Genomic DNA, 19,429 nt, shown 5'->3' with positions numbered 1-19,429 from the left:
CGGACTTCACGGCAGGCACGCAGACGCGTGATTAGCCTCGCAGCTCGTTCCCATGTTCGACCCGTGTCCATGACCAGATCGGCCGGCAACCAGGTGATTCTTGCGGAGATGGCCCGTGCGATCCGCGCCGAACTGCCCGACGCCGACTGGCATGAAGTCGAGCCTGCGCTCCGCGCGCTGTGGGACCACGCGCCGCGTCATGCATCCTGGGACGCGGTGCGCCACGAGGCGGCGCATTACTGGCGGTTCGATGCCGCACCACCGCCGCGTCCGGCCCCGGTGATCGATCCATCCTGTCTCGGGTCCATCCACGCTGCAGTTGTGGAGCGCGTCGCGTGATCTCCGCACGTGCACTCTGGCGGATCTTCGTGATGCCGCTCTATGTGATGCTGGCCGGCGTCGTGTTCTCGCTGGCGATGACGCGGACGGCGGGTTCGATCATCGGCGGCCTGGCGCCGCTGGCGCCCTGGGCACTGCTTGCGGCGGCGGTGCTCGCCGCCCTGCTCGTCGTCGGTTCGATCCTGCGCGTGCGCCGGCGCCTGCGCCACATGCGCCGTTCGATCCGACGCTCGCGACGACGTGTGGCCAGACGGGCGGACGCCTGGACGGCCCCCGAAGCGGACTGGGCGGAGCACGGACACCGCTGAGCGCCGCGCCTCGACGCGCGGGCGTCGCAACCGCAATCGCCCACATCCGACCCGCCGCTCAGATGGCAACGGGCTCTTCCAGCGCATGGGCAACGTGCACGCGGTTGCGACCGGCACGCTTGGACAGATAGAGCGACGCATCCGCACGCGCGAACCAGTCCTGCCAATCCAGCTCGCCGCAGTACATGGCGCCCCCGATCGACACCGTGATCGGACCCGCCGGGCCGGCGACGCGCGCCGCGACCGCCTCGCGCAGACGCTCGCCCGCTGCGGCGAGCGTCGCCTCGCTGCCTGACGGCAGAACAAGGACGAACTCCTCGCCGCCGAAGCGGAACACCGAATCGCCCTGGCGCAACTCTTCGCGCAGCACGTCCGCCAGCGCGAGCAGGACGCGATCGCCAGCCGGGTGCCCGAATTCGTCGTTGACGAGTTTGAAGCGGTCGATATCGAGGATGAGCAGCCCCGAAGTCCCGCGCCGGCGCCGCCTCACGATCGATTCGAGGCAGGTCTCCAGCGCGCCCCGGTTGGGCATCTGGGTCAACGGATCCCGGTTGGCACGCTGCTCGAGTGAATCGCTGTGTGCACTGACTCGACGGGAGAACGCGTACGAGAACGCGAAGATCAGCAGCCAGGTGACCGGCGTGCTCAGGTGGTAGGGGCCGTCTCCCGTGACCAATGCGGCCATCGACGCAGCAAGCAGAAAGACGCTGGCCCACACCGCCACTCGGGTGCGCGCGATGTAGAAATTCGTCATCAGCGCCACGTACACCCAGCCGTTGGCGGCCGCACCCACTACGCTCCAGGCCGCCGCGCAGAAAAGCGAGTTGCACACCACCATCAGCGTGCCCGCGAGTTCCGTCCTGCCCTCGCGCCATGCCAGGCCCACCACCGCGAGGATGCCGAGCATCACCAGCCCGTCGAACCCCGCGGCCATCCAGTCGCCGCGCGTCAGACGCCAGACCATGAACCCGCCGAGCGCGACCGCGGTGGTCACGCCCAGCAGGCTGATGATCGCGAGCCGGAAATTCTCCCTGAGCCGGGCGACGACCTGACGCACGCCCAGGCCACCAGGCGCGGCAGGCAGGTCGTCGCGGCGCCGTCTGTCCATGCGTCACTCTAGCCCTGCGCCGGTGAAAACGGAGACAGCGGCGCAGCGGGACGTGCGGTGCCTGGTGCCCGGAGCCGGAATCGAACCGGCACGACCTTGCGGCCAACGGATTTTAAGTCCGGTGCGTCTACCAGTTTCGCCATCCGGGCAGGCGGCGACAGCGTGCCTGAGCGCAGGCCGGATTGGAACCGCAGCCCGGCGTCCGCCACAACGAAAGAGGCCCTGCGCAAGCAGGGCCTCTCGAAACTGGAGCGGGAAAAGGGGCTCGAACCCTCGACCTCAACCTTGGCAAGGTTGCGCTCTACCAACTGAGCTATTCCCGCGATGTACCGCATTGACGCGCATGCACATGGCACGCGCCGGCTGGAGGCCTGGGTCGGAATCGAACCGGCGTACACGGATTTGCAATCCGCTGCATGACCACTCTGCCACCAGGCCGGTGACCCACCCGCAGACCTCGCGGCCTGCCGACACGATGAAACCCCGTCTGCAACCCGGGGTTTCGCGTTCGAAACTGGAGCGGGAAAAGGGGCTCGAACCCTCGACCTCAACCTTGGCAAGGTTGCGCTCTACCAACTGAGCTATTCCCGCTTGGGAGGCGAAATTCTACCGTTCGCCGCCCTGCTGTCAATACTTGTTCTTCTCCGCGGCGCGCATGATCGGCCATGCGGCGCGCAGATAGGCGACGCCGGACCACAGCGTCAGCAGCGCGGCGATCGCCAGCAACCAGTCGCCGATGACGAAGACCACGTGGCCCATCCACGGCTCGGGCCGCGGTGGACGATCGGGGGTCACCGAGTACAGCAGGCACAGCAGTGCCACCATCTGCGCGATGGTCTTGATCTTGCCGATCGTCGCCACCTTGACCGCGGCGCGCTGGCCCAGCTCGGCCATCCACTCGCGCAGGGCCGATACCGCGATCTCGCGTCCGACGATGACCGCGGCCCAGAACGCCATCCACGGTGTCGGGTGGCCCTGCACGATCAAAAACAGCGCCACCGCCACCATCAGCTTGTCGGCGACGGGATCCAGAAACGCGCCGAACGCCGAGTACTGGTGATAACGCCGCGCGATCCAACCGTCGAGCCAGTCGGTGATCGAGGCGAGTCCGAAGATCAGCGCCGCGGCGAAGTTGGTCCATTTGAACGGCAGATAGAACACCACCACCAGCACCGGGATCATCATGATCCGGAGCAGCGTGAGCCAGGTGGGAATCGTGAATTTCATTGCAAGCCTGTGGGGGAATCAGTCCTGGCCCTGGCCGGAACCATCGGCATCGAGCCCGTGTAGGGTCGCATAGATGCGTTGCGCCAGTGCCGCGTTGACACCCTCCACCTGGGCGATCTGCTCCGCACCGGCCGCCTTCAGCCCACCGAGCCCCCCGAAATGCTTGAGCAGGCTCGCCCGTCGCCGCGGCCCGATTCCCGGGATGTCCTCGAGCCGGCTGGTGCTGCGCGCCTTCTGCCGGCGACCGCGGTGGCCGGTGATCGCGAAGCGGTGGGCTTCGTCGCGGACCTGCTGGACCAGCTGCAGTCCCGGCGATGCCGCGCCCGGCTTGAGTTCGCGCCCGTCCGGCAGCAGCAGGGTCTCGTCGCCCGGCTTGCGGGCTTCGCCCTTGGCCACGCCGACGAGACAGATGCCGGTGATGCCGAGCGTGTCGAGCACGTCGCGGGCCTGGGCCACCTGCCCCGCGCCGCCATCGATCAGCAGGACATCGGGCACGACACCGTCGCTCTCGACCGCGCGGCGGAAGCGCCGGGTCAGGGCCTGGTGCATGGCCGCGTAGTCGTCGCCCGGCTCGATGCCGGCGATGTTGTAGCGGCGGTACTGGCCGCGCACGGGGCCCTGCGCATCGAACACCACGCACGAGGCCACGGTGGCCTCACCCATGGTGTGGCTGATGTCGAAGCATTCGATGCGTTGCGCCGGCTCCGCCAGGCCGAGCATGTCGCGCAGCGAGTCCGAGCGCGCCTGCTGCGCGGCCTGGCTGCCGAGTTCGCTGGCGAGTGCGATCTCGGCGTTGCGCCGCGCCAGGTCGATGTAGCGCGCGCGATCGCCGCGTACGCTGGTCTTGACCTGGACCCGGCGCCCCGCCGATTCGCTGAACGCCTCCTCCAGCAGCTCCACGTCCTCGATCGCGCGGTCGAGCACGATCTCGCGTGGAGGCGGCTGTTCGGCGTAGTGCTGGGAGACGAACGCGGCGAGCACCTCGGCCGGGTCGTCGCTGCCGTTGGTCCGCGGATGGAACGCGCGCGTACCGAGATTGCGGCCGTCGCGGAAGGACAGCAGCAGCACGCAGGCGTGGGTGCCGCGCATGGCGCATGCCAGCACGTCCAGCTCGGCGACACGTCCATCGACGTATTGCCGCGCCTGCATGCCGCGGATGTTGCCGAGCAGGTCGCGCAGGCGTGCGGCCTCCTCGAAATCGAGGCGCGCCGCGGCCGCCTCCATGTCGCGGCCGACCTCGTCGGTGAGCGCGTCGCTGCGCCCGTCGAGAAACAGCGAGGCGCGTCGCACCGCATCGGCATAGTCGCGCTCCGACACCAAACCGACGCACGGCGCGGTGCAGCGTCCGATCTGGTGCTGCAGGCAGGGCCGCGAGCGGTTGCGGAACACGCTGTCCTCGCAGTTGCGCAGCTTGAACAGCTTCTGCATCAGGTTCAGCGTTTCGCGCACCGCAGTCACGCCCGGGTACGGCCCGAAGTAACGACCCGGCACGTTGCGCGGCCCGCGGTGCACGGCGATGCGCGGCCAGGCATCGCGGGTGACGAGAACGTAGGGATAGCTCTTGTCGTCGCGCAGGGACACGTTGTAGCGGGGCTTGAGCGACTTGATCAGCTGGTTTTCCAGCAGCAGCGCCTCGGCCTCGGTGCGGGTGACGGTGACTTCCATGCGCGCGATCTGCGCGATCATCGCCATCGTCCGCGTGACCTTGGGCGTGGCATTGAAATAGCTCGCCACCCGCTTGCGCAGGTCCGCGGCCTTGCCCACGTAGAGCACCGAGTCGTCCGCCGCCAGCATCCGATAGACCCCGGGCGCTGTACTCAGGCCGGCGACGAAGGCCTTTCCATCGAAGGGCGGCCCGCCGCCTGTGCGTCGTGCAGGTGTCGTCATTCGCCGATCGGGACGTGGCGCAACGCGCCCGTCGCGGGGTCGAGACGCAGCACCGCGTGCGCGTCGGTATCGGCGATCCACACCGCGTCCGCGGAGACCACGAGACCGGCCGGTGCATGCAGCCGCTGCGGCAGATCGAAGGTGGTGAGCTCGCCGCCACCCAGCCGCAAGCGGCGCAGGGTGTCGTTGCCGCTGTCGGCGATCCACAGCACCGGCGAACCCGGATCGAGCGCCACGGCCTGCGGATGCTGCAGGCGCGCATCGGTCCGCGCGCCGTCAACGCATCCGAATTCCCAGGGGTCCTGCCCGACGAGGGTGGAGACCTGCCCGGTGCGCGTGTGCACGCTGCGCACGGCCGACCCGGCAGCGTCGCAGACGTACGCCGTCTGCTGCACGCAGGCCAGGCTCACAGGTTCGGCGAAGGCGGCCATCGCACCGGTGCCGTCCTTCACCGCGAGCCGCCCGCTGCCGGCGACCAGCGCGATCTCCGACGTGCCGAGATCCAGGCGCCACACCCGGTTGTCGCCGGCGGTCGCGATGTAGAGCTTGTCGCCGGCCAGCACGACCGCACGCGGCTGGTCGAGCGCCACGGCGCGCGGATCCGCGAGTGGACCCTCGACGGTGACTCCGGGCCGCCCTGCCCCGCACACGGTGGCGATGTCGCCGGTGCGCAACTCGATCGCGCGGACCGCATGGTTGCCGGTATCGGCCACATAGAGCACGTCGCGCTGCACGAACAGTCCGTGCGGACGCGACATCGCCGCGAGCTCCATCGGGCCGTCGATGAATCCGGGACTGCCACTGCCGAACTGGCGCAGGATACGTCCGCTGGTGTCGCACTCGAGCACGCGATGGTGGCCGCTGTCGGCCACGTAGAGATAGTTGCCCGACAGCGCCAGGCCGACCGGAAAGCGCAGCGGCAACGGCGGCTCGCCGCTGCGGCGCAGGCGTACCGGCTCGGCATTGACCAGCTGCGGTCTGAGTTCGCCGATCAGCGCTGCCACTCGGGTGTCGAGCTCGCGCAGGCCGCCTTCACCGACGATCCGCCCCCGCACCATGCCGTCGCCGTCGATGAGGACCACGGTCGGCCAGGCCTCGATGCCGTAGTGCTGCCACAGCGTCCAGTCCCCGTCGTGGGCGATCGGGAACTCGTGCTGCTGGGCGTGCGAGCGCTTGCTGCTCCGGCGCACCTCGCGCTCGGAGTCGAACCGGGGCACATGCACCGCCACCACCTGCAGGCGCTCGCGATGGCGCGCACGCAGATGGCCGAGATCTGCCAGGCGCTGCTGGCACCAGGCCGACGACAGGTTGACAAACGCCAACGCGCAGACCTTGCCACGCAGCTGGGCCATGCGCAGAGGATCCGTCAGGTTCAGCCATTCGAGGCTGGCTGGGAACTCGGGCGCTGGCGAATCGTCGGCGGTCATGTCCGGATTATGCGTGATCGGGCGCACGCTTGGCGCCGATCCGGGCGACGATCGCCTCGGCCGCCCGGTCGACCAGCCCCCACACCGCCTCGAAGTCCCCGGCGCTGCCCCGGTAGGGATCCGGCACGTCTCCGTCTCCCGTGCCGGCCCACTGGAGCAGGCCTGCGATCGCGGCCGTTGCTGCGGCGGGCCGGCGCGCCTCGACGATTCCCCGGGTGCTGGCATCTGCGCACAGCAGCACGTCGAACGCCGTGTAGTCGCCGCCGGTGAGCACGCGCGCGCGCAGACCGGCGATGTCGACGCCGTGTGCCGCAGCCGTGCGGATGGACCTCGGGTCGGGAGGATCCCCCGCATGCCAGTCGCCGGTGCCGCAGGAGTCCACTGTCACCCGGGTGCCGAGCCCGGCGGCCTCGATACGGGCGCGAAGCGCGCCTTCGGCCATCGGCGAGCGGCAGATGTTGCCGAGGCAGACCACCAGCAGACGGGTCATCGCGGGGCTCCCGCACCCAGCCGGGCCTCGGCCCGCGCGAGATCCTCGGCGGTGTCCACGCCGGCCGGAAAGGCCTCGGGTGCGACACCCACCGCGATCCGGTGCCCGGCCTCCAGCACACGCAGCTGTTCGAGCATCTCCACCTGCTCGAGGCGCCCCGGGGGCATCGCGGCGAACCGGCGCAGGAAGCCCGCCCGGTAACCGTAGATACCGATATGCCGCCACCACTCGCCGGCCGGCATGCGCGTGCGCTCGCGGGCGAACGCGTCGCGCGGCCACGGCACCGGGGCCCGGCTGAAATACAGGGCATCGCCGTTCCCGGCACGCACCACCTTGACCGCATTGGGATCGAGCAGGGTCTCGATGTCGTCGACCGGCGCGGCCAGGGTCGCCATCGCAACCCCGGGATCGGCGGCGAGCGCGGCGACTGCGCGGATGCCCGAGGCCGGCGCGAAGGGCTCGTCTCCCTGCAGGTTCACTACCACCCGCGCGTCGTTCCAGCCGGCGAGCGCCGCACATTCGGCCAGTCGATCGGTGCCGGAGGGATGGGTCGGCGCGGTCAGCGCGACCTGCACCGGTGCGCCCGCCAGAGCATCGCGGACGCGCGTGTCGTCCGTCGCCACCCACACCTCGTCGGCGCCGGCCTCCAGTGCGCGGCGCGCCACATGCAGCACCAGCGGCTCACCGGCCAGCAACTGCAGGGGCTTGTCGGGCAGACGGGTCGAGCCCAGGCGCGCGGGAATGGCGACGATGAAACCGGAGGACAGGGTCATCGGCCGATTCTCCCAGATCAGGGCCGCGGCGCGCAGACGCCTGCATGGAGACGCGGCTCAGCGCAGGCCGGCCAGGCGGTCGAGCAGCGCGATCCAGAAGGCTTCGGGCAACTGCGCGGTGACCGGCACGCTGAAGTGCCGCTCGCCGGCCAGGCGCATGCACTTCACCGCGTCCTTCTCCGTCATCAGCACCGGCAGGTCGCTGCCGAAGCGCAGGTCGGCCGCGGTGTAGCGGTGATGGTCCGCGAAGGCGTGCGGCACCACCGCGATGCGGTGGGCGCGCAGGGTGTCGAAGAACCGTTCGGGATCGCCGATTCCCGCGACCGCATGGACGCGCTGCCCTGCGAATGCCGCGATCGCACGGGCACGCCCACCGAGCAGCGGCAAGGCGTGACCGGTTTCCAGACGCATCGGCCATTCGCCGAACGCCGGCACCAGACCGGCGTCCATCGCCGTGTTGAGCACGCGGAAATCACACTCGGCGCCACGTGCCGCGGGCTCGCGCATCGGGCCGGCCGGGATCAGGGCGCCATTGCCGTAGCGTCGGCGGCCGTCGATGACCTCGATCTCGACGTCGCGCCGCAGCCGGTAGTGCTGCAGCCCGTCGTCGCACACCACGATGTCGCAGCCGGCGCCGATCAGCGCCCGCGCCGCCGCCACCCGGTCGGCGTCCACACGCACCCGCGCGCGGGTGCGCGACGCGATCAGCACGGGTTCATCGCCGCACAGCGCCGGGTCGCTGACCGCGTCCACCCAGCGCGCGCTGCGCGGCATGTCGCGCCCGTATCCGCGGCTGGCGACGCCAGGGGTCCAGCCGGCGGCCTGCAGGCGCTCGACCACCGCGATCGTGAGGGGGGTCTTGCCGCTGCCGCCGGCGATCAGGTTCCCGATCACCAGCACCGGACGCGCGACCGCATGCCGGCGCAGCATCGACTTGCGCATGCGCGTTGCGAGCCCGTAGACACCGGCAAGGGCGCGCGCGTGCACGGGCGGACGACGACCGTCGAACCAGTACGCCGGTGGCTTCACGCGAGGCCGTCTCCGCCGTCCGCATCCCGGAACTGCATCCGGTGCAGGCGTGCGTACAGGCCGCCCCGCTCGATCAGCTCGCGGTGCGTGCCGCGCTCGACGAGGCGGCCCTGGTCGAGCACCAGCACCTGGTCGGCGTGCTCGATGGTCGACAGGCGATGGGCGATGACCAGCGTCGTGCGATCGGGCATCAGATGATCGAGGGCATCCTGCACCAGTCGCTCGGACTCGGTGTCCAGCGCGGCCGTGGCCTCGTCGAGGATGAGGATCGGCGCATCCTTGAGCATCGCGCGCGCGATCGCGAGGCGCTGGCGCTGGCCGCCCGACAGGCGCCCGCCCCGGCTGCCGATGCCGCTGTCGAGCTTCTGCGGCAGCCGCTCCACGAACTCCATCGCATTGGCGCCGCGGATGGCGTGCTCCAGTGCCGCCGGCGTGGCGGTCGCCATCTCGCCGTAGGCCACGTTGGCAGCGACGGTATCGTCGAACAGCATCACCTGCTGGCCGACCAGCGCGATCTGCCGGCGGACGTCGGCGATGCGGTAGTCCTCCAGCGGATGTCCGTCCAGCAGGATCTGGCCGGCCTCGTGCTCGTAGAACCGCGGAATGAGCTTGATCAGCGTCGACTTGCCACTGCCGGAGCGGCCGACGATCGCGGTCACCGTGCCCGGGCGTGCGACGAAGCTCACCTCCTGCAGCGCAGGCGTGTCCTGGCCCGGATACCGCGCCGACACCGACCGGAACTCGATTTCGCCGCGCGCGCGTTCGAGGCGTCGCGTGCCGGTATCGACTTCGTCCTCGGCATCGAGGATCACGAACAGCCGCTCGGCCGACGCGACGCCCCGCTGCAGCATGTTCTGCACGTTGGTCAACTGCTTGAGCGCCGGGATGATCGCCATCATCGCCAGCATCAACGAGAAGAAACCACCCACCGTCAGCCGGCCCTGCGAGGCTTCGTAGCCGGCGATCACCAGCAGCAGCGCCAGGCCGATCGCGCCCATCAGCTGGACCACGCCCGAGGAGATCGCACGCGTCGCCTCGACCTTCAGGTTGAGCCGCATGTGGTGCTCGGCCACCGCCGCGTAGCGGGCGTTCTCGGCCGCCTGGGCACCGTAGATCTTCACTTCCTGCTGGTTGCTCAGCGACTGGTCCGCGGTCTGCAGCAGCATCGCCGCGCTGTCCTGGATGTGATGGCTGACCCGGCGGTAACGCCGCGCGACCTTGCCCATGATCCACGACAGCGGCGGCGCGATGACCAGGATGGTCAGTGTGACCTGCCAGCTGTACCAGAGCATCACGATCAGCGACGCCAGGATCTGCAATGACTGCTGCAGCATCACCTTGGCGGCGTCGATCGCCGCCTGCGAGACCTGGTCGCTGTCCGAGCCCAGGCGCACCAGCATCGACGACACCGGCTCGGTGTCGAAGCGCATGCCGGGCAGGCGCAGGTACTTGGCGAGCACCTGCACCCGCAGGTCGCGGGCGATACCCCGTCCCGAGCGGGCCATGCTGTAGTCGGCGAGATAGCCGGCGATGCCGCGCAGCACGAACAGCCCGATGATCGCGGCGGGCATCCACAACGCGATGCCCGCTTCGTCGACGACGAAGGTCTGGTCGATGATCGGCTGCATCATCGCCGTGAACAGGCCGCCGGCGGCGGCCTCGAGCAGCATGCCCAGGGCGGCCACCGAGAGCAGGCCACGGTAGCCGCGGGCGAACCGCAGCAGCCGCTTGTAGACCGGCCAGGCGCGATCGCCGCGTCCGGCCTCTGCGGTCACGGAATCGACCATGCGACTACGGCGCCGGTGCCGGCGCAGCCGACGGCACCTGTGGCGCGGTGGCGTTGGCGATGCGGGTGAAACCGAGCTGGCCCAGCGCATCGTAGGCGGTGACCACCGCCTGCCAGGGCGTGCGCGCGTCGGCGCGCAGCAACACCGTGCGATCGCGATCGTCGCCGGCGACCTCGGCGATCGTGCGCTTGAGCGACTCGACGTCGGTGCGCAGCGCTTCGCGGTCGTCCACGAAGTAACGGCCGTCGGCGTTGATCAGCAGGCTGAGCGTGCCGGACTGCGCGTCGTTGCGCTCGCCCGTCGCCTGCGGCAGCTCGAGCTTGAGCACCGAGCGCGTGTCGAACGTGGTGGTGATCACGAAGAAGATGATCAGCACCAGGATCACGTCGATCAGAGGCACCAGGTTGAGTTCGGGCGCGTCCTCGGCGCGGCGGTCGCGGATGCGCACGTCAGGCCTGCACCGGCGCCTGGGCCGGACGGGGGTTGCGCGGGTCGATGGCGTCCATCAGCGCGATCGCCTCGTGCTCCATCTGCACCACGTATCCATCGATACGGGCGCGGAAATGCCGGTGGAACATCAGCGCCGGGATCGCCACCACCATGCCCGCCGCCGCGCACACAAGCGCCTTGCCGATGCCGCCCGCCAGCTGGTTGACGTCGCCCACGCCGTGGTCCATCACTCCGAGGAACATCTGGATCATGCCGACCACGGTGCCGAACAGGCCGAGCAGCGGGCCGGCTGCGGCGATCGTCCCGAGCGTATTGAGGTAACGCTCCATACGGAAGGCGACATGGCGACCGACGTCCTCCACGCGCTCGCGGATTTCCTCGCGCGGACGATTGCGTACGTCGAGTGCGGCCGCCAGCAACGCGCCCAGCGGCGCCGTGCCGCGCAGGGATTCGATGTGGGCCGGATCCAGCGCGCCGCGTGCGGCCCAGACCCTGACCTCTTCGCCGAGCCCGGGCGGCAACACCGCCTTGCGACGCAGAGCCCAGAAGCGCTCGACGATGATGGCCAGCGCGAGCGCCGACAGCAGCAGCAGCGGAATCATCGGCCAGCCGCCGGCCTTCACCAGTTCGAGCACGCAAACCCCTTCGGCCAGCGGCCGGTTCAATCGTCGGAATAGGATAGCGCAGCGCGCTCCCGCGCCCCTCCGCCCGCCGCGGCCCGGCGGGCGGCGTCCCAGAGCCGCGGCCGCCGCTGCCGTTCAGGCGTGACGCGCGCCTCGCCAGCGCCCAGACGCAGGCGCAGGGCCCCGCCCTCGGCGGTGCCGGCCACCCAGGCGCCGGCGTCGATCCAGCGTTCGACCACGCCGGCATGCGGATGTCCGAAACGGTTGCCGTGGCCCGCCGAGACCAGGACGTGCCGCGCGCCCGAGCCACGGACGAAGGCCGGATCCGAGGACGTGCGGCTGCCGTGATGCGCGGCCACCACCACGTCGGCGCGCAGCGCATCGGCATCCCGGTGCAGCAACAGCCGCTCCACGACCGCATCGATGTCGCCTGGAAGCAGCGCCGCGCCAAGCGCGGTGTCCACCCGCAGCACGCAGCTGGAGGGATTGCGAAAGGCCGGAAAGTGGACGTCCGGGTGCACGAAACGAAACTGCACGCCGTCCATCCGCCAGCCCGAGCCGGCGAGACAGGGCGAGGCGCCCGGCACGCGATCCCACTGCGGCGCGAACACCACCGGCGCGGCATAGCGCCGCTGGACCGCGTCGAATCCGCCTGCGTGGTCGGCGTCGCCGTGGCTCACCACGATCGCATCGAGACGGCGCACGCCGAGCGCCTGCAATGCGGGCACCACCACGCGTTCGCCGGCGTCGAAGCCGTCCGGCACCGCCGGGCCCGTGTCGTAGAGCACCGCGTGCGTCCGGGTCCGCACCAGCACGGCCAGTCCCTGCCCCACATCCAGCACCACCAGCTCCGCTTCGCCGTCGGCCGGCAGTGCGCGGTCGGGCCAGAGCAGCGGCAGCCACAGCAGGGCGGCCAGGGCACGGCCCGGCACGCCGCGCGGCATCAGCATCCAGAACGCGCCCAGCAGCGCCAGCGGCACCGCCAGGACGTGTGGACCGGGCAACCACCACAAAGCGACAGGACTGGCGGCGAGCCGGTCGAACAACGGCCAGCTGAGGTCGAAGGCGGCCGCGGCGAGGCGCCACGCCCAGTCGCCGGCGCCGCTGTGCAGGGCTTCGAGCCCCGTTCCGACCAGGGCCAACGGGACGACGACCAGGCTCCACCACGGGATGGCCACCAGGTTGGCGAGCGGGCCGGCCAACGATGCCTGGCCGAACAAGGCCGCGGTCAGCGGCAGCAGGCCCAGCGTCGCCACCCACTGCGAGGCCAGCAGGCCGCGCGCCATCGACACCTCGCGCGCGTCCGGCAGGCACCACACCAGCCAGGCCACGCCGGCGAAACTCAACCAGAAGCCGGCGGAAAGCACCGCCATGGGGCCCACCAGAATCACTGCCGTCGCGGCGTAGGCCAGCGCATCGGCGATGTGCAACCGTCGCCGCGCGAGTCGCGCCGCCGCGACGACCGCGATCATCAGCACGGTCCGCACCGTCGGCAACTCCCAGCCGGCCACCGCGGCATAGCCGGTGGACGCCGCAAGTGCGACGAGCGCGGCGCCCTGCGGCCGTGGCAGGACGCGCCCGAGGCGCGGCACGGCCCACCACAGGGCGCCGGCGAGCAGCGCGAAGAAGCCACCGACCATGCCCACGTGAAAGCCCGAGATCGCGACCAGATGCGTGAGTCCGGTGGCGCGCAGGGTTTCCCAGTCCAGGTCGCCGAGCGCGCGGGTGTCGCCGATCGCCAGCGCACGCACGTAGCGCGCCGTATCGGTGCCGACGGCAGCGTCGATCCGACCCGCCACCGCATCGCGCCAGGCATCCATACCGCCCGCGCTTCCGACCTGGTCAACCGCGGATCGCGTACGCACGTAGCCCGCGGCGGTGACCCGGGCGGCCATCGCGTGTTTCTCGCTGTCGAGCCAACCGGGATTGCGCAACCCGCGCGGTGCCCGCACACGCACCGTGAACGCCCAGCGACTGCCCGGCGCGAGGTCCATGCGGCGCGCATCGGCCTCGACGCCCCGGTCGTCGTACCAGGCCAGACGCAGCAGGCGTCCGCGCAGTGCGGGCACGATGGTCTCCGCGCTGTCCACGCGGAACGCGAACCGTGTGCGCTGCGCCTCGTGCAGCGGGAGCTGTACGACCCGGCCGCTCACTTCGACATCGGCCCGCTCCAGCGACGCCGGCAATTGCAGCGCAAGACTGTGCATCGCGTGCAGGCCGCACAGGGCCGCGCCTGCAAACGCGGCCCCGAGCAATCGCCCGGCCATGCGCCCGCGCATCCACGCGGCCGCGCCGCCGATCAACGCGACGAGCAGCATCCACCGCGGCGGAAGCGCCGGCAAGGCGAGACAGCCCGCCGCGCCGGCCACGAGCAGCGCCGCCGTCGCAAGGCCCAGCACGGGCACGCGTGCCGGCCGTGCAGGCGGCTCCGCGCCGGTTCCGGGCAGGTGCGTGAGAGGTTCGGCCCCCATCGTCATGGGACGAGCCTCGCCGGATGGACGTAAGCGCCCCATCCGGTCTCCCGGCGTAAAAACGTAGGGAAAGCCCGTCGGCCCACGCCTCGTCCCGCACGCCGCCGTGCCCCTGTCGATCGCCGCGCCATCCGCGCAACCGAGGCACCTGCCTCGGGCCGGGCCGGGTGCGGCATCATCCGTCGGCATGAAGCAACCCGTTCGAGCACGCAGCTTTCCACCCGTGGTCGGCCCGGGCGCGCGTGTTCTCGTCCTCGGCAGCATGCCCGGCCGGGCATCGCTCGATACGGAGCGCTACTACGCGCACCCGCGCAATCTGTTCTGGCCGATCATGGGAACGCTGGTCGACGCTGGTCCCGGATACCCCTACGCCGAGCGGCTGGCCCGGTTGCGGCGGGCAGGGATCGCGCTGTGGGACGTGGCCGCGGAGTGCACGCGTGCCGGCAGTCTCGATGCAGAGATCGAACGCGACAGCGTCGTTGCCAACGACATCGGCGGCCTGCTGGCCCGACATCCCGGCATCGTCCGCATCCTGTTCAACGGCGCGGCGGCCGAGACCCTCTACCGCCGCCACGTCGCCCCGCTGCCGGCCGGCGCGCCTGCCTGCATGCGCCTGCCGTCCACCAGCCCGGCGCACGCGGCCATGCCCCTGGAGCTCAAGCTGGCAGCGTGGCGCGAGGGCCTCGCCCCCTGAGCCGCCCGCAACGGATCGTCCCGCACGCGGGCGCCGGAGGCCGCGGGCCCGCAGGCATGCTGGGCGCTCGTCCGGCCGCAGGAGTTCCCATGACCACCCTCATCCAGCCCCGCACGCATGACCTGGGGGGCGGCTTCGAAGTCCGCCGCGCGGTGCCTACCCTGCAGGCGCGCAGCGTCGGCCCTTTTGTGTTCGTCGACCACATGGGTCCCGCGGTCTTCGAGCGCGGTGCCGGCATCGACGTGCGCCCGCACCCGCACATCGGCCTGGCCACCGTGACCTTCCTGTGGTCAGGCACGATCCATCACGCGGATACCCTGGGCTGCGCGCAGGACATCACTGCCGGCGACGTCAACTGGATGACCGCCGGGCGCGGCATCGCCCATGCCGAGCGCACCCCGCAGACGCTCCGCGAAGGCGAGCATCCGCTGCACGGCATGCAGACCTGGGTGGCCCTGCCGCGTGCGCACGAAGAGACGGCGCCCGGATTCCATCACCATCCGGCGTCCACCCTGCCCCAGTTCCGCCGCGCTGGCGCCTGGGTGCGGGTGATCGCGGGTCGGGGCTTCGGTGAGGAATCCCCGGTACGCGTATTCGCCGACACCCTCAACGTCGCGCTCGACCTCGATGCGGACGCGGAGCTGGCGATTCCGCCCTCGCATGCCGAGCGCGCGCTCTACGTACTCGAGGGCGATGCACAGGTCGACGGCGCGGATGTCCCCGCGCGCCACCTGGTCGTGCTCGATCCGGGCGCCCCGGCGACGCTACGCGCACGCACGCCCCTCAAGGCCATGCTCTTCGGCGGTGAGCCGCTGGACGGGCCGCGACACCTGTGGTGGAACTTCGTTTCGTCGTCACGCGAACGCATCGAACAAGCCAAACAGGATTGGCAAGCCGGCAGGTTCGGCAAGGTTCCCGCGGACCACGAGTTCATTCCGCTTCCCGAAAAGTGAATTGCGTCACACAAATTACCGCGATGCAGCACGCGAACCGGCGTATTGTCAATGCGGCGTGAGGGAACTCTAGGGGGACGTACCAATGCACAAGAAGACATTGCTGGCGCTGACCGCCATGCTGGTGTGGGCCGGACCTGCTCGGGCGCAGACCGCCACCGACTGTCCGCAACTGCCGCCCGGCAGCAATGCCCAGTGGGAGGTCCAACAGGGGCCCGGCTTCGTGTTCTGCCGCGCGGTGGAACGCGACAGCGCCCGCCAGGCATTCGCGGTCACCATCGGGCGTGAGGCGAGTTTCAAGCCGCGGCGTACCGATCGCGTCGGCGACCGGGTCACCATCGATGGCACACGCACCTACTGGCATGCGCCGCAGAACGATCTGCTTGCCGGCACCCTGGTGCGCGAGACCTTGCTCGAGCTGCCTTCGGGCGACTATGCGCACATCATCGTCCGCGCCAGCGACGAGACCCAGCTTGCCAGGACCCTGCAGGACGCCGAGGCGCTGCACTTCTCGGACGTGCGGCTCGGCAGCAAGTAACGGCGCGGGTGCGCACCGCCGCGCGAGACGAGAAGGCCCGGCGTCGCCGGGCCTTTTTTCTGGGCACTACCTCGCAGGTCTAGAACCGGCCCTGCTGGAAATCCACGAACGCCTGCATCAGTTCCTCGCGGGTATTCATCACGAAGGGGCCATGCCGCGCGACCGGCTCACGCAGCGGGCGACCCGCGACCAGGATCAGTCGGGTCGGCGCGGTACCGGCCTTCAGCTGCAGCCGCTCGCCCCCACCGAGCACGGCGAGTTCCTGCTGGGCGAGCGCGCGCGCATCCTCGCCCTCGCCCACGTCGAGTCCGCCTTCGTACACATAGGCGAAGGCGTTGTGCCCCTGGGGCAGCGTGTAGCGCCAGGTGCTGCCGGGCTCGAGGGTGACGTCGAGATAGAGCGGATCTGTCGCAGGCTGCGCGATCGGCCCGGACACACCGTCGACCTCGCCGGCGATGATCTTGACCGAGACACCCGGCCCTGCCACGACGACCGGCAAGCCGTCCGGCGCGAACTCCTGGTATCTGGGCGCGGTCATCTTGTCCCTGGCCGGAAGGTTGATCCACAGCTGGAACCCGCGCATGCGACCGGCCTCCTGCTCCGGCATCTCCGAGTGCACCAGACCGCGGCCCGCGGTCATCCACTGCACGCTGCCGGGCACCAGCAGGCCCTCGTTGCCGTGGTTGTCGCGATGACGCATGCGGCCGTCGAGCATGTAGGTCACGGTCTCGAAGCCGCGATGGGGATGGTCGGGAAATCCGGCCAGATAATCCTCGGCGCGATCGGTGCCGAACTCGTCGAGCATCAGGAAGGGATCGAGATCGGGCAGCTGCTGCGTGCCGATGACCCGGGTCAATCGGACCCCCGCGCCGTCGCTGGCGGGGGTGCCACGCACGGTGCGGACGATCCGCGCGCTGGTAACAGGGGTGGACATGACAGTTCCTTCAGGCGAATGGACGACGCCAACAGAATGCGGGGGCCCGCCCTGCGGGACAGTGGCATGGACGGAACGGACGGTTGCGCACGCCGCGGGCGCGGCGCCGTCCCGCCGATGCTCAACGTGCGGTCAAGCGCCAGGCGCGATGGATACGCGCGTTGCGCTCGAAATCCGGCGGCAAGGTGAGCGCGGTGATGTCCTCGCAGGCGGCGAATGCGGCCACGGCCTCGGTATCCAGGCGGAAGCGGCGGAAATTGTTCGAGAAGTACAGCACGCCACCGGGCGCCAGGCGGGCCACCGCTGCCCGAAGCAGGCGCACATGTTCGCGCTGGATATCGAAGTCGCGCGCCCGGGCGGAGTTCGAGAAGGTCGGCGGATCGCAGAAGATCAGGTCGTACTGCGCGGTCTCCGCGTCCAACCACTGCATCGCGTCGGCCTGCACGAGGCGGTGCCGGGCGCCGCCGACACCGTTGGCGGCGAGGTTGTCGGCGCACCACTGCAGGTAGGTGGCGGACAGATCGACCGTCGTGGTGCTGCGCGCCCCCCCCACCGCCGCATGCACCGTGGCCGCACCGGTATACGCGAACAGGTTGAGGAAGCGGGTGTCGCGCGCTTCATCGGCGATGCGCAGTCGCATCGGGCGATGGTCGAGAAACAGGCCGGTGTCCAGATAGTCGAACAGGTTCACCCGCAGTCGCACGGCACCCTCGTCCACCAGAAGGAACTCGTGCCGGGCATCGAAGCGGCCGTACTTGCTGCCACCCTTGCCGCGCGCGCGGGTCTTGACCGCGATGCGCTCTCGCGGAACGCGGAACACCTCGCGCGCGGCGGCCAGCACGTCGTTGAAGCGGCGGCGCGTAACGGCTTCGGGAATCTCCGCCGGCGCGGCGTACTCCTGCACGTGCAGCCAGAGCAGGTTGCCTGCGGGCGAGCCGTCGTCGGAGGCGATGTACACGTCGATCGCGGCCGCGTATTCCGGCAGGTCCGCATCGTAGGCGCGGTAACACTGCACGTCCTCGCGTTCGCGCCACGACTTGAGCCGGCGCATGTTCTTGCGCAGCCGGTTGGCGACCATCGTCGCGCCCTCCGACAGCTGCACTGCCGCTTCATCGGTCGCACGTTCGGGCGGCTGCACCGGATCGCAGACGATCAGGCTGCACTCGATGGCGCCGTTGAACACCTGGTAGTTCTTTTTGGCGCGCATGCCCGTGGCCCGGGCCAGCTCGGCATGGCCGCACAGCACGCTGGCGCGCCAGGCCGGCACGGCGCGGCGCAAGGCATTGCCGAGCGTGCGATACAGCGCCGGATCGGCGGCCAGGCGTACGTCATAGGGCGGGTTGCACACCACCAGCCCGCGACGCATCGCATCGGCCAGATCGGCCGTCTCCTGCGATGCGGGCGGCACCGGCGTGGCGAGACCCGCGACGTCGCCGACCGCCCAGTCGATGGCGTCGCGCAACCCCGCGGCGGTCGCGTTCTCGCGCGCGGCGCGGATCGCATGCGGGTCGAGATCGCGGCCGAAGAACACCGGGCGCAGACGGTCGCGCCCGACGCGCTCGCGCGCGCTGGCATCGTCGACCAGTCGCGCCCAGACCGTCGCGTCGAACCCGCGCCAGCGCGAGGGCGCGCGCGCCTCGCCCGGGCGGGCGGCATCGCGGGACAGGCCGGGGGCCACGTCCGCAGCCATCAGCGCGCCTTCGATCAGCAGCGTGCCGCTGCCGCACATCGGATCCAGCAAAGCCCCGCCCTCGGTGTAGAGCGCCGGCCATCCGCCACGCATCAGCACGGCGGCAGCCAGTGTTTCCTTCAACGGCGCCTCGCCCTGTGCGCGCCGCCAGCCGCGGCGGTGCAAGGGTCCACCGCCGAGATCCACCGACAGGATGGCGCGCCCCTTGCGCACCACGAGATTGAGGCACAGGTCGGGCGCTTCGACGTCCACGTCGGGCCGGGCGCCACTGGCCTCGCGCAGCGAGTCGACCACGGCGTCCTTGACCCGCAGGGCTGCATAGCGCGCGTGGGTGATCGCGTCGCCCGAGACGTGCGCGTCGACGGCCAGCGTCGTCGACGCATCGAGATGCTCGGTCCACGGCACCGCACGCGCGCCCGTGTACAGCGCGTCCTCGTCCGCGCACGCGAACTCCGCCAGCGGCCACAGCACGCGGCTGGCCAGTCGCGACCAGAGCACGGCGCGCTGCGCGTCCTCCAGCGTGCCCACGACGTTGGCGCCCGCGGTGGTGGCGGTGGCGTGGGCGCAGCCGAGCGCGAGCAGCTCGTCGACGAGCAGGTATTCGAGGCCCTTGGCGCAACTTGCGAAGAATTTCATGTGTCGGTTTCACGAAGACGGAAAAACACCGGCGTCACCGCCAGCGGGCTGGCCGGCGATGGCGC

At 70.5% G+C, this 19,429-nt stretch carries 17 protein-coding genes, 4 tRNA genes and 1 pseudogene; 5 read left to right on the top strand and 17 right to left on the bottom strand.

The annotated features are described in order from the left end of the window. The first annotated feature begins 69 nt into the window (after positions 1-69). Positions 70-339, top strand: a complete 270-nt coding sequence (locus tag H0E82_RS14640) for a hypothetical protein (RefSeq protein ID WP_180546168.1) — start codon at positions 70-72, stop codon at positions 337-339. After that, positions 336-647: a hypothetical protein gene (locus tag H0E82_RS14635; RefSeq protein ID WP_180546166.1), complete on the top strand. Its 312-nt coding sequence runs from the start codon at positions 336-338 to the stop codon at positions 645-647. The genes H0E82_RS14640 and H0E82_RS14635 overlap by 4 nt, the downstream gene beginning before the upstream one ends. A gap of 58 nt (positions 648-705) precedes the next feature. On the opposite strand, the gene H0E82_RS14630 is transcribed toward H0E82_RS14635, so the two are convergent. The 15 genes and pseudogenes from H0E82_RS14630 to H0E82_RS14560 form a co-directional block, all read right to left on the bottom strand. Next, complete coding sequence (locus H0E82_RS14630; protein ID WP_180546164.1) at positions 706-1,755, bottom strand: GGDEF domain-containing protein; 1,050 nt, start codon at positions 1,753-1,755, stop codon at positions 706-708. 62 nt (positions 1,756-1,817) lie between these two features. Further along, positions 1,818-1,904, bottom strand: a tRNA-Leu gene (locus H0E82_RS14625). A 98-nt stretch (positions 1,905-2,002) separates the two neighbouring features. Then, positions 2,003-2,078: transfer RNA gene (locus H0E82_RS14620), tRNA-Gly, on the bottom strand. 41 nt (positions 2,079-2,119) lie between these two features. Beyond that, positions 2,120-2,193: transfer RNA gene (locus H0E82_RS14615), tRNA-Cys, on the bottom strand. Positions 2,194-2,270: 77 nt separating this feature from the next. Continuing rightward, positions 2,271-2,346 (bottom strand) — tRNA-Gly (locus H0E82_RS14610). A 36-nt stretch (positions 2,347-2,382) separates the two neighbouring features. Beyond that, entirely contained in the window at positions 2,383-2,982 is a 600-nt protein-coding gene (pgsA, locus tag H0E82_RS14605; protein ID WP_180546162.1) for a CDP-diacylglycerol--glycerol-3-phosphate 3-phosphatidyltransferase, read from the bottom strand. An 18-nt stretch (positions 2,983-3,000) separates the two neighbouring features. Next, on the bottom strand, positions 3,001-4,869 hold the full coding sequence (gene uvrC, locus H0E82_RS14600) for an excinuclease ABC subunit UvrC (RefSeq protein ID WP_180546160.1): 1,869 nt from the start codon (positions 4,867-4,869) through the stop codon (positions 3,001-3,003). Continuing rightward, positions 4,866-6,296: a redoxin domain-containing protein gene (locus tag H0E82_RS14595; RefSeq protein ID WP_180546158.1), complete on the bottom strand. Its 1,431-nt coding sequence runs from the start codon at positions 6,294-6,296 to the stop codon at positions 4,866-4,868. The genes uvrC and H0E82_RS14595 overlap by 4 nt, the downstream gene beginning before the upstream one ends. A 7-nt stretch (positions 6,297-6,303) precedes the next feature. After that, entirely contained in the window at positions 6,304-6,786 is a 483-nt protein-coding gene (locus H0E82_RS14590) for a low molecular weight protein-tyrosine-phosphatase (RefSeq protein ID WP_180546157.1), read from the bottom strand. Further along, positions 6,783-7,559, bottom strand: a complete 777-nt coding sequence (gene kdsB / locus H0E82_RS14585; protein WP_180546156.1) for a 3-deoxy-manno-octulosonate cytidylyltransferase — start codon at positions 7,557-7,559, stop codon at positions 6,783-6,785. The genes H0E82_RS14590 and kdsB overlap by 4 nt, the downstream gene beginning before the upstream one ends. A gap of 57 nt (positions 7,560-7,616) precedes the next feature. After that, positions 7,617-8,588 (bottom strand): tetraacyldisaccharide 4'-kinase, encoded by a 972-nt coding sequence (gene lpxK / locus H0E82_RS14580; protein WP_180546155.1) that lies wholly within the window; start codon positions 8,586-8,588, stop codon positions 7,617-7,619. Next, on the bottom strand, positions 8,585-10,375 hold the full coding sequence (msbA, locus tag H0E82_RS14575; RefSeq protein WP_180546154.1) for a lipid A export permease/ATP-binding protein MsbA: 1,791 nt from the start codon (positions 10,373-10,375) through the stop codon (positions 8,585-8,587). The genes lpxK and msbA overlap by 4 nt, the downstream gene beginning before the upstream one ends. 4 nt (positions 10,376-10,379) lie before the next feature. Next, positions 10,380-10,823, bottom strand: a complete 444-nt coding sequence (locus H0E82_RS14570; protein WP_180546153.1) for an ExbD/TolR family protein — start codon at positions 10,821-10,823, stop codon at positions 10,380-10,382. A gap of 1 nt (position 10,824) precedes the next feature. Beyond that, positions 10,825-11,460: a MotA/TolQ/ExbB proton channel family protein gene (locus H0E82_RS14565; protein ID WP_180546588.1), complete on the bottom strand. Its 636-nt coding sequence runs from the start codon at positions 11,458-11,460 to the stop codon at positions 10,825-10,827. Further along, positions 11,354-13,919 (bottom strand): annotated as a pseudogene (locus H0E82_RS14560) (DNA internalization-related competence protein ComEC/Rec2); the annotation flags it as partial. The pseudogene H0E82_RS14560 and the gene H0E82_RS14565, both read right to left, overlap by 107 nt. A 187-nt stretch (positions 13,920-14,106) precedes the next feature. Here H0E82_RS14560 and H0E82_RS14555 point away from each other — a divergent pair. The 3 genes from H0E82_RS14555 (at position 14,107) to H0E82_RS14545 (ending at position 16,104) form a co-directional block, all read left to right on the top strand. Continuing rightward, complete coding sequence (locus H0E82_RS14555; protein ID WP_180546152.1) at positions 14,107-14,613, top strand: DNA-deoxyinosine glycosylase; 507 nt, start codon at positions 14,107-14,109, stop codon at positions 14,611-14,613. 89 nt (positions 14,614-14,702) lie between these two features. Beyond that, positions 14,703-15,566, top strand: a complete 864-nt coding sequence (locus tag H0E82_RS14550; RefSeq protein ID WP_180546151.1) for a pirin family protein — start codon at positions 14,703-14,705, stop codon at positions 15,564-15,566. An 85-nt stretch (positions 15,567-15,651) separates the two neighbouring features. Next, positions 15,652-16,104 (top strand): hypothetical protein, encoded by a 453-nt coding sequence (locus tag H0E82_RS14545; RefSeq protein ID WP_180546150.1) that lies wholly within the window; start codon positions 15,652-15,654, stop codon positions 16,102-16,104. Positions 16,105-16,183: 79 nt separating this feature from the next. On the opposite strand, the gene H0E82_RS14540 is transcribed toward H0E82_RS14545, so the two are convergent. Both H0E82_RS14540 and rlmKL read right to left on the bottom strand, forming a co-directional pair. Then, on the bottom strand, positions 16,184-17,038 hold the full coding sequence (locus tag H0E82_RS14540; protein ID WP_180546149.1) for a pirin family protein: 855 nt from the start codon (positions 17,036-17,038) through the stop codon (positions 16,184-16,186). A 121-nt stretch (positions 17,039-17,159) separates the two neighbouring features. Next, on the bottom strand, positions 17,160-19,364 hold the full coding sequence (gene rlmKL / locus H0E82_RS14535; RefSeq protein ID WP_180546148.1) for a bifunctional 23S rRNA (guanine(2069)-N(7))-methyltransferase RlmK/23S rRNA (guanine(2445)-N(2))-methyltransferase RlmL: 2,205 nt from the start codon (positions 19,362-19,364) through the stop codon (positions 17,160-17,162). Positions 19,365-19,429 lie beyond the last annotated feature (65 nt).

Origin of the sequence: Luteimonas deserti (assembly GCF_013425765.1) — a bacterium.
Classification (GTDB): domain Bacteria; phylum Pseudomonadota; class Gammaproteobacteria; order Xanthomonadales; family Xanthomonadaceae; genus Luteimonas; species Luteimonas deserti.
This window is presented reverse-complemented; position numbering and strand designations above follow the sequence as displayed.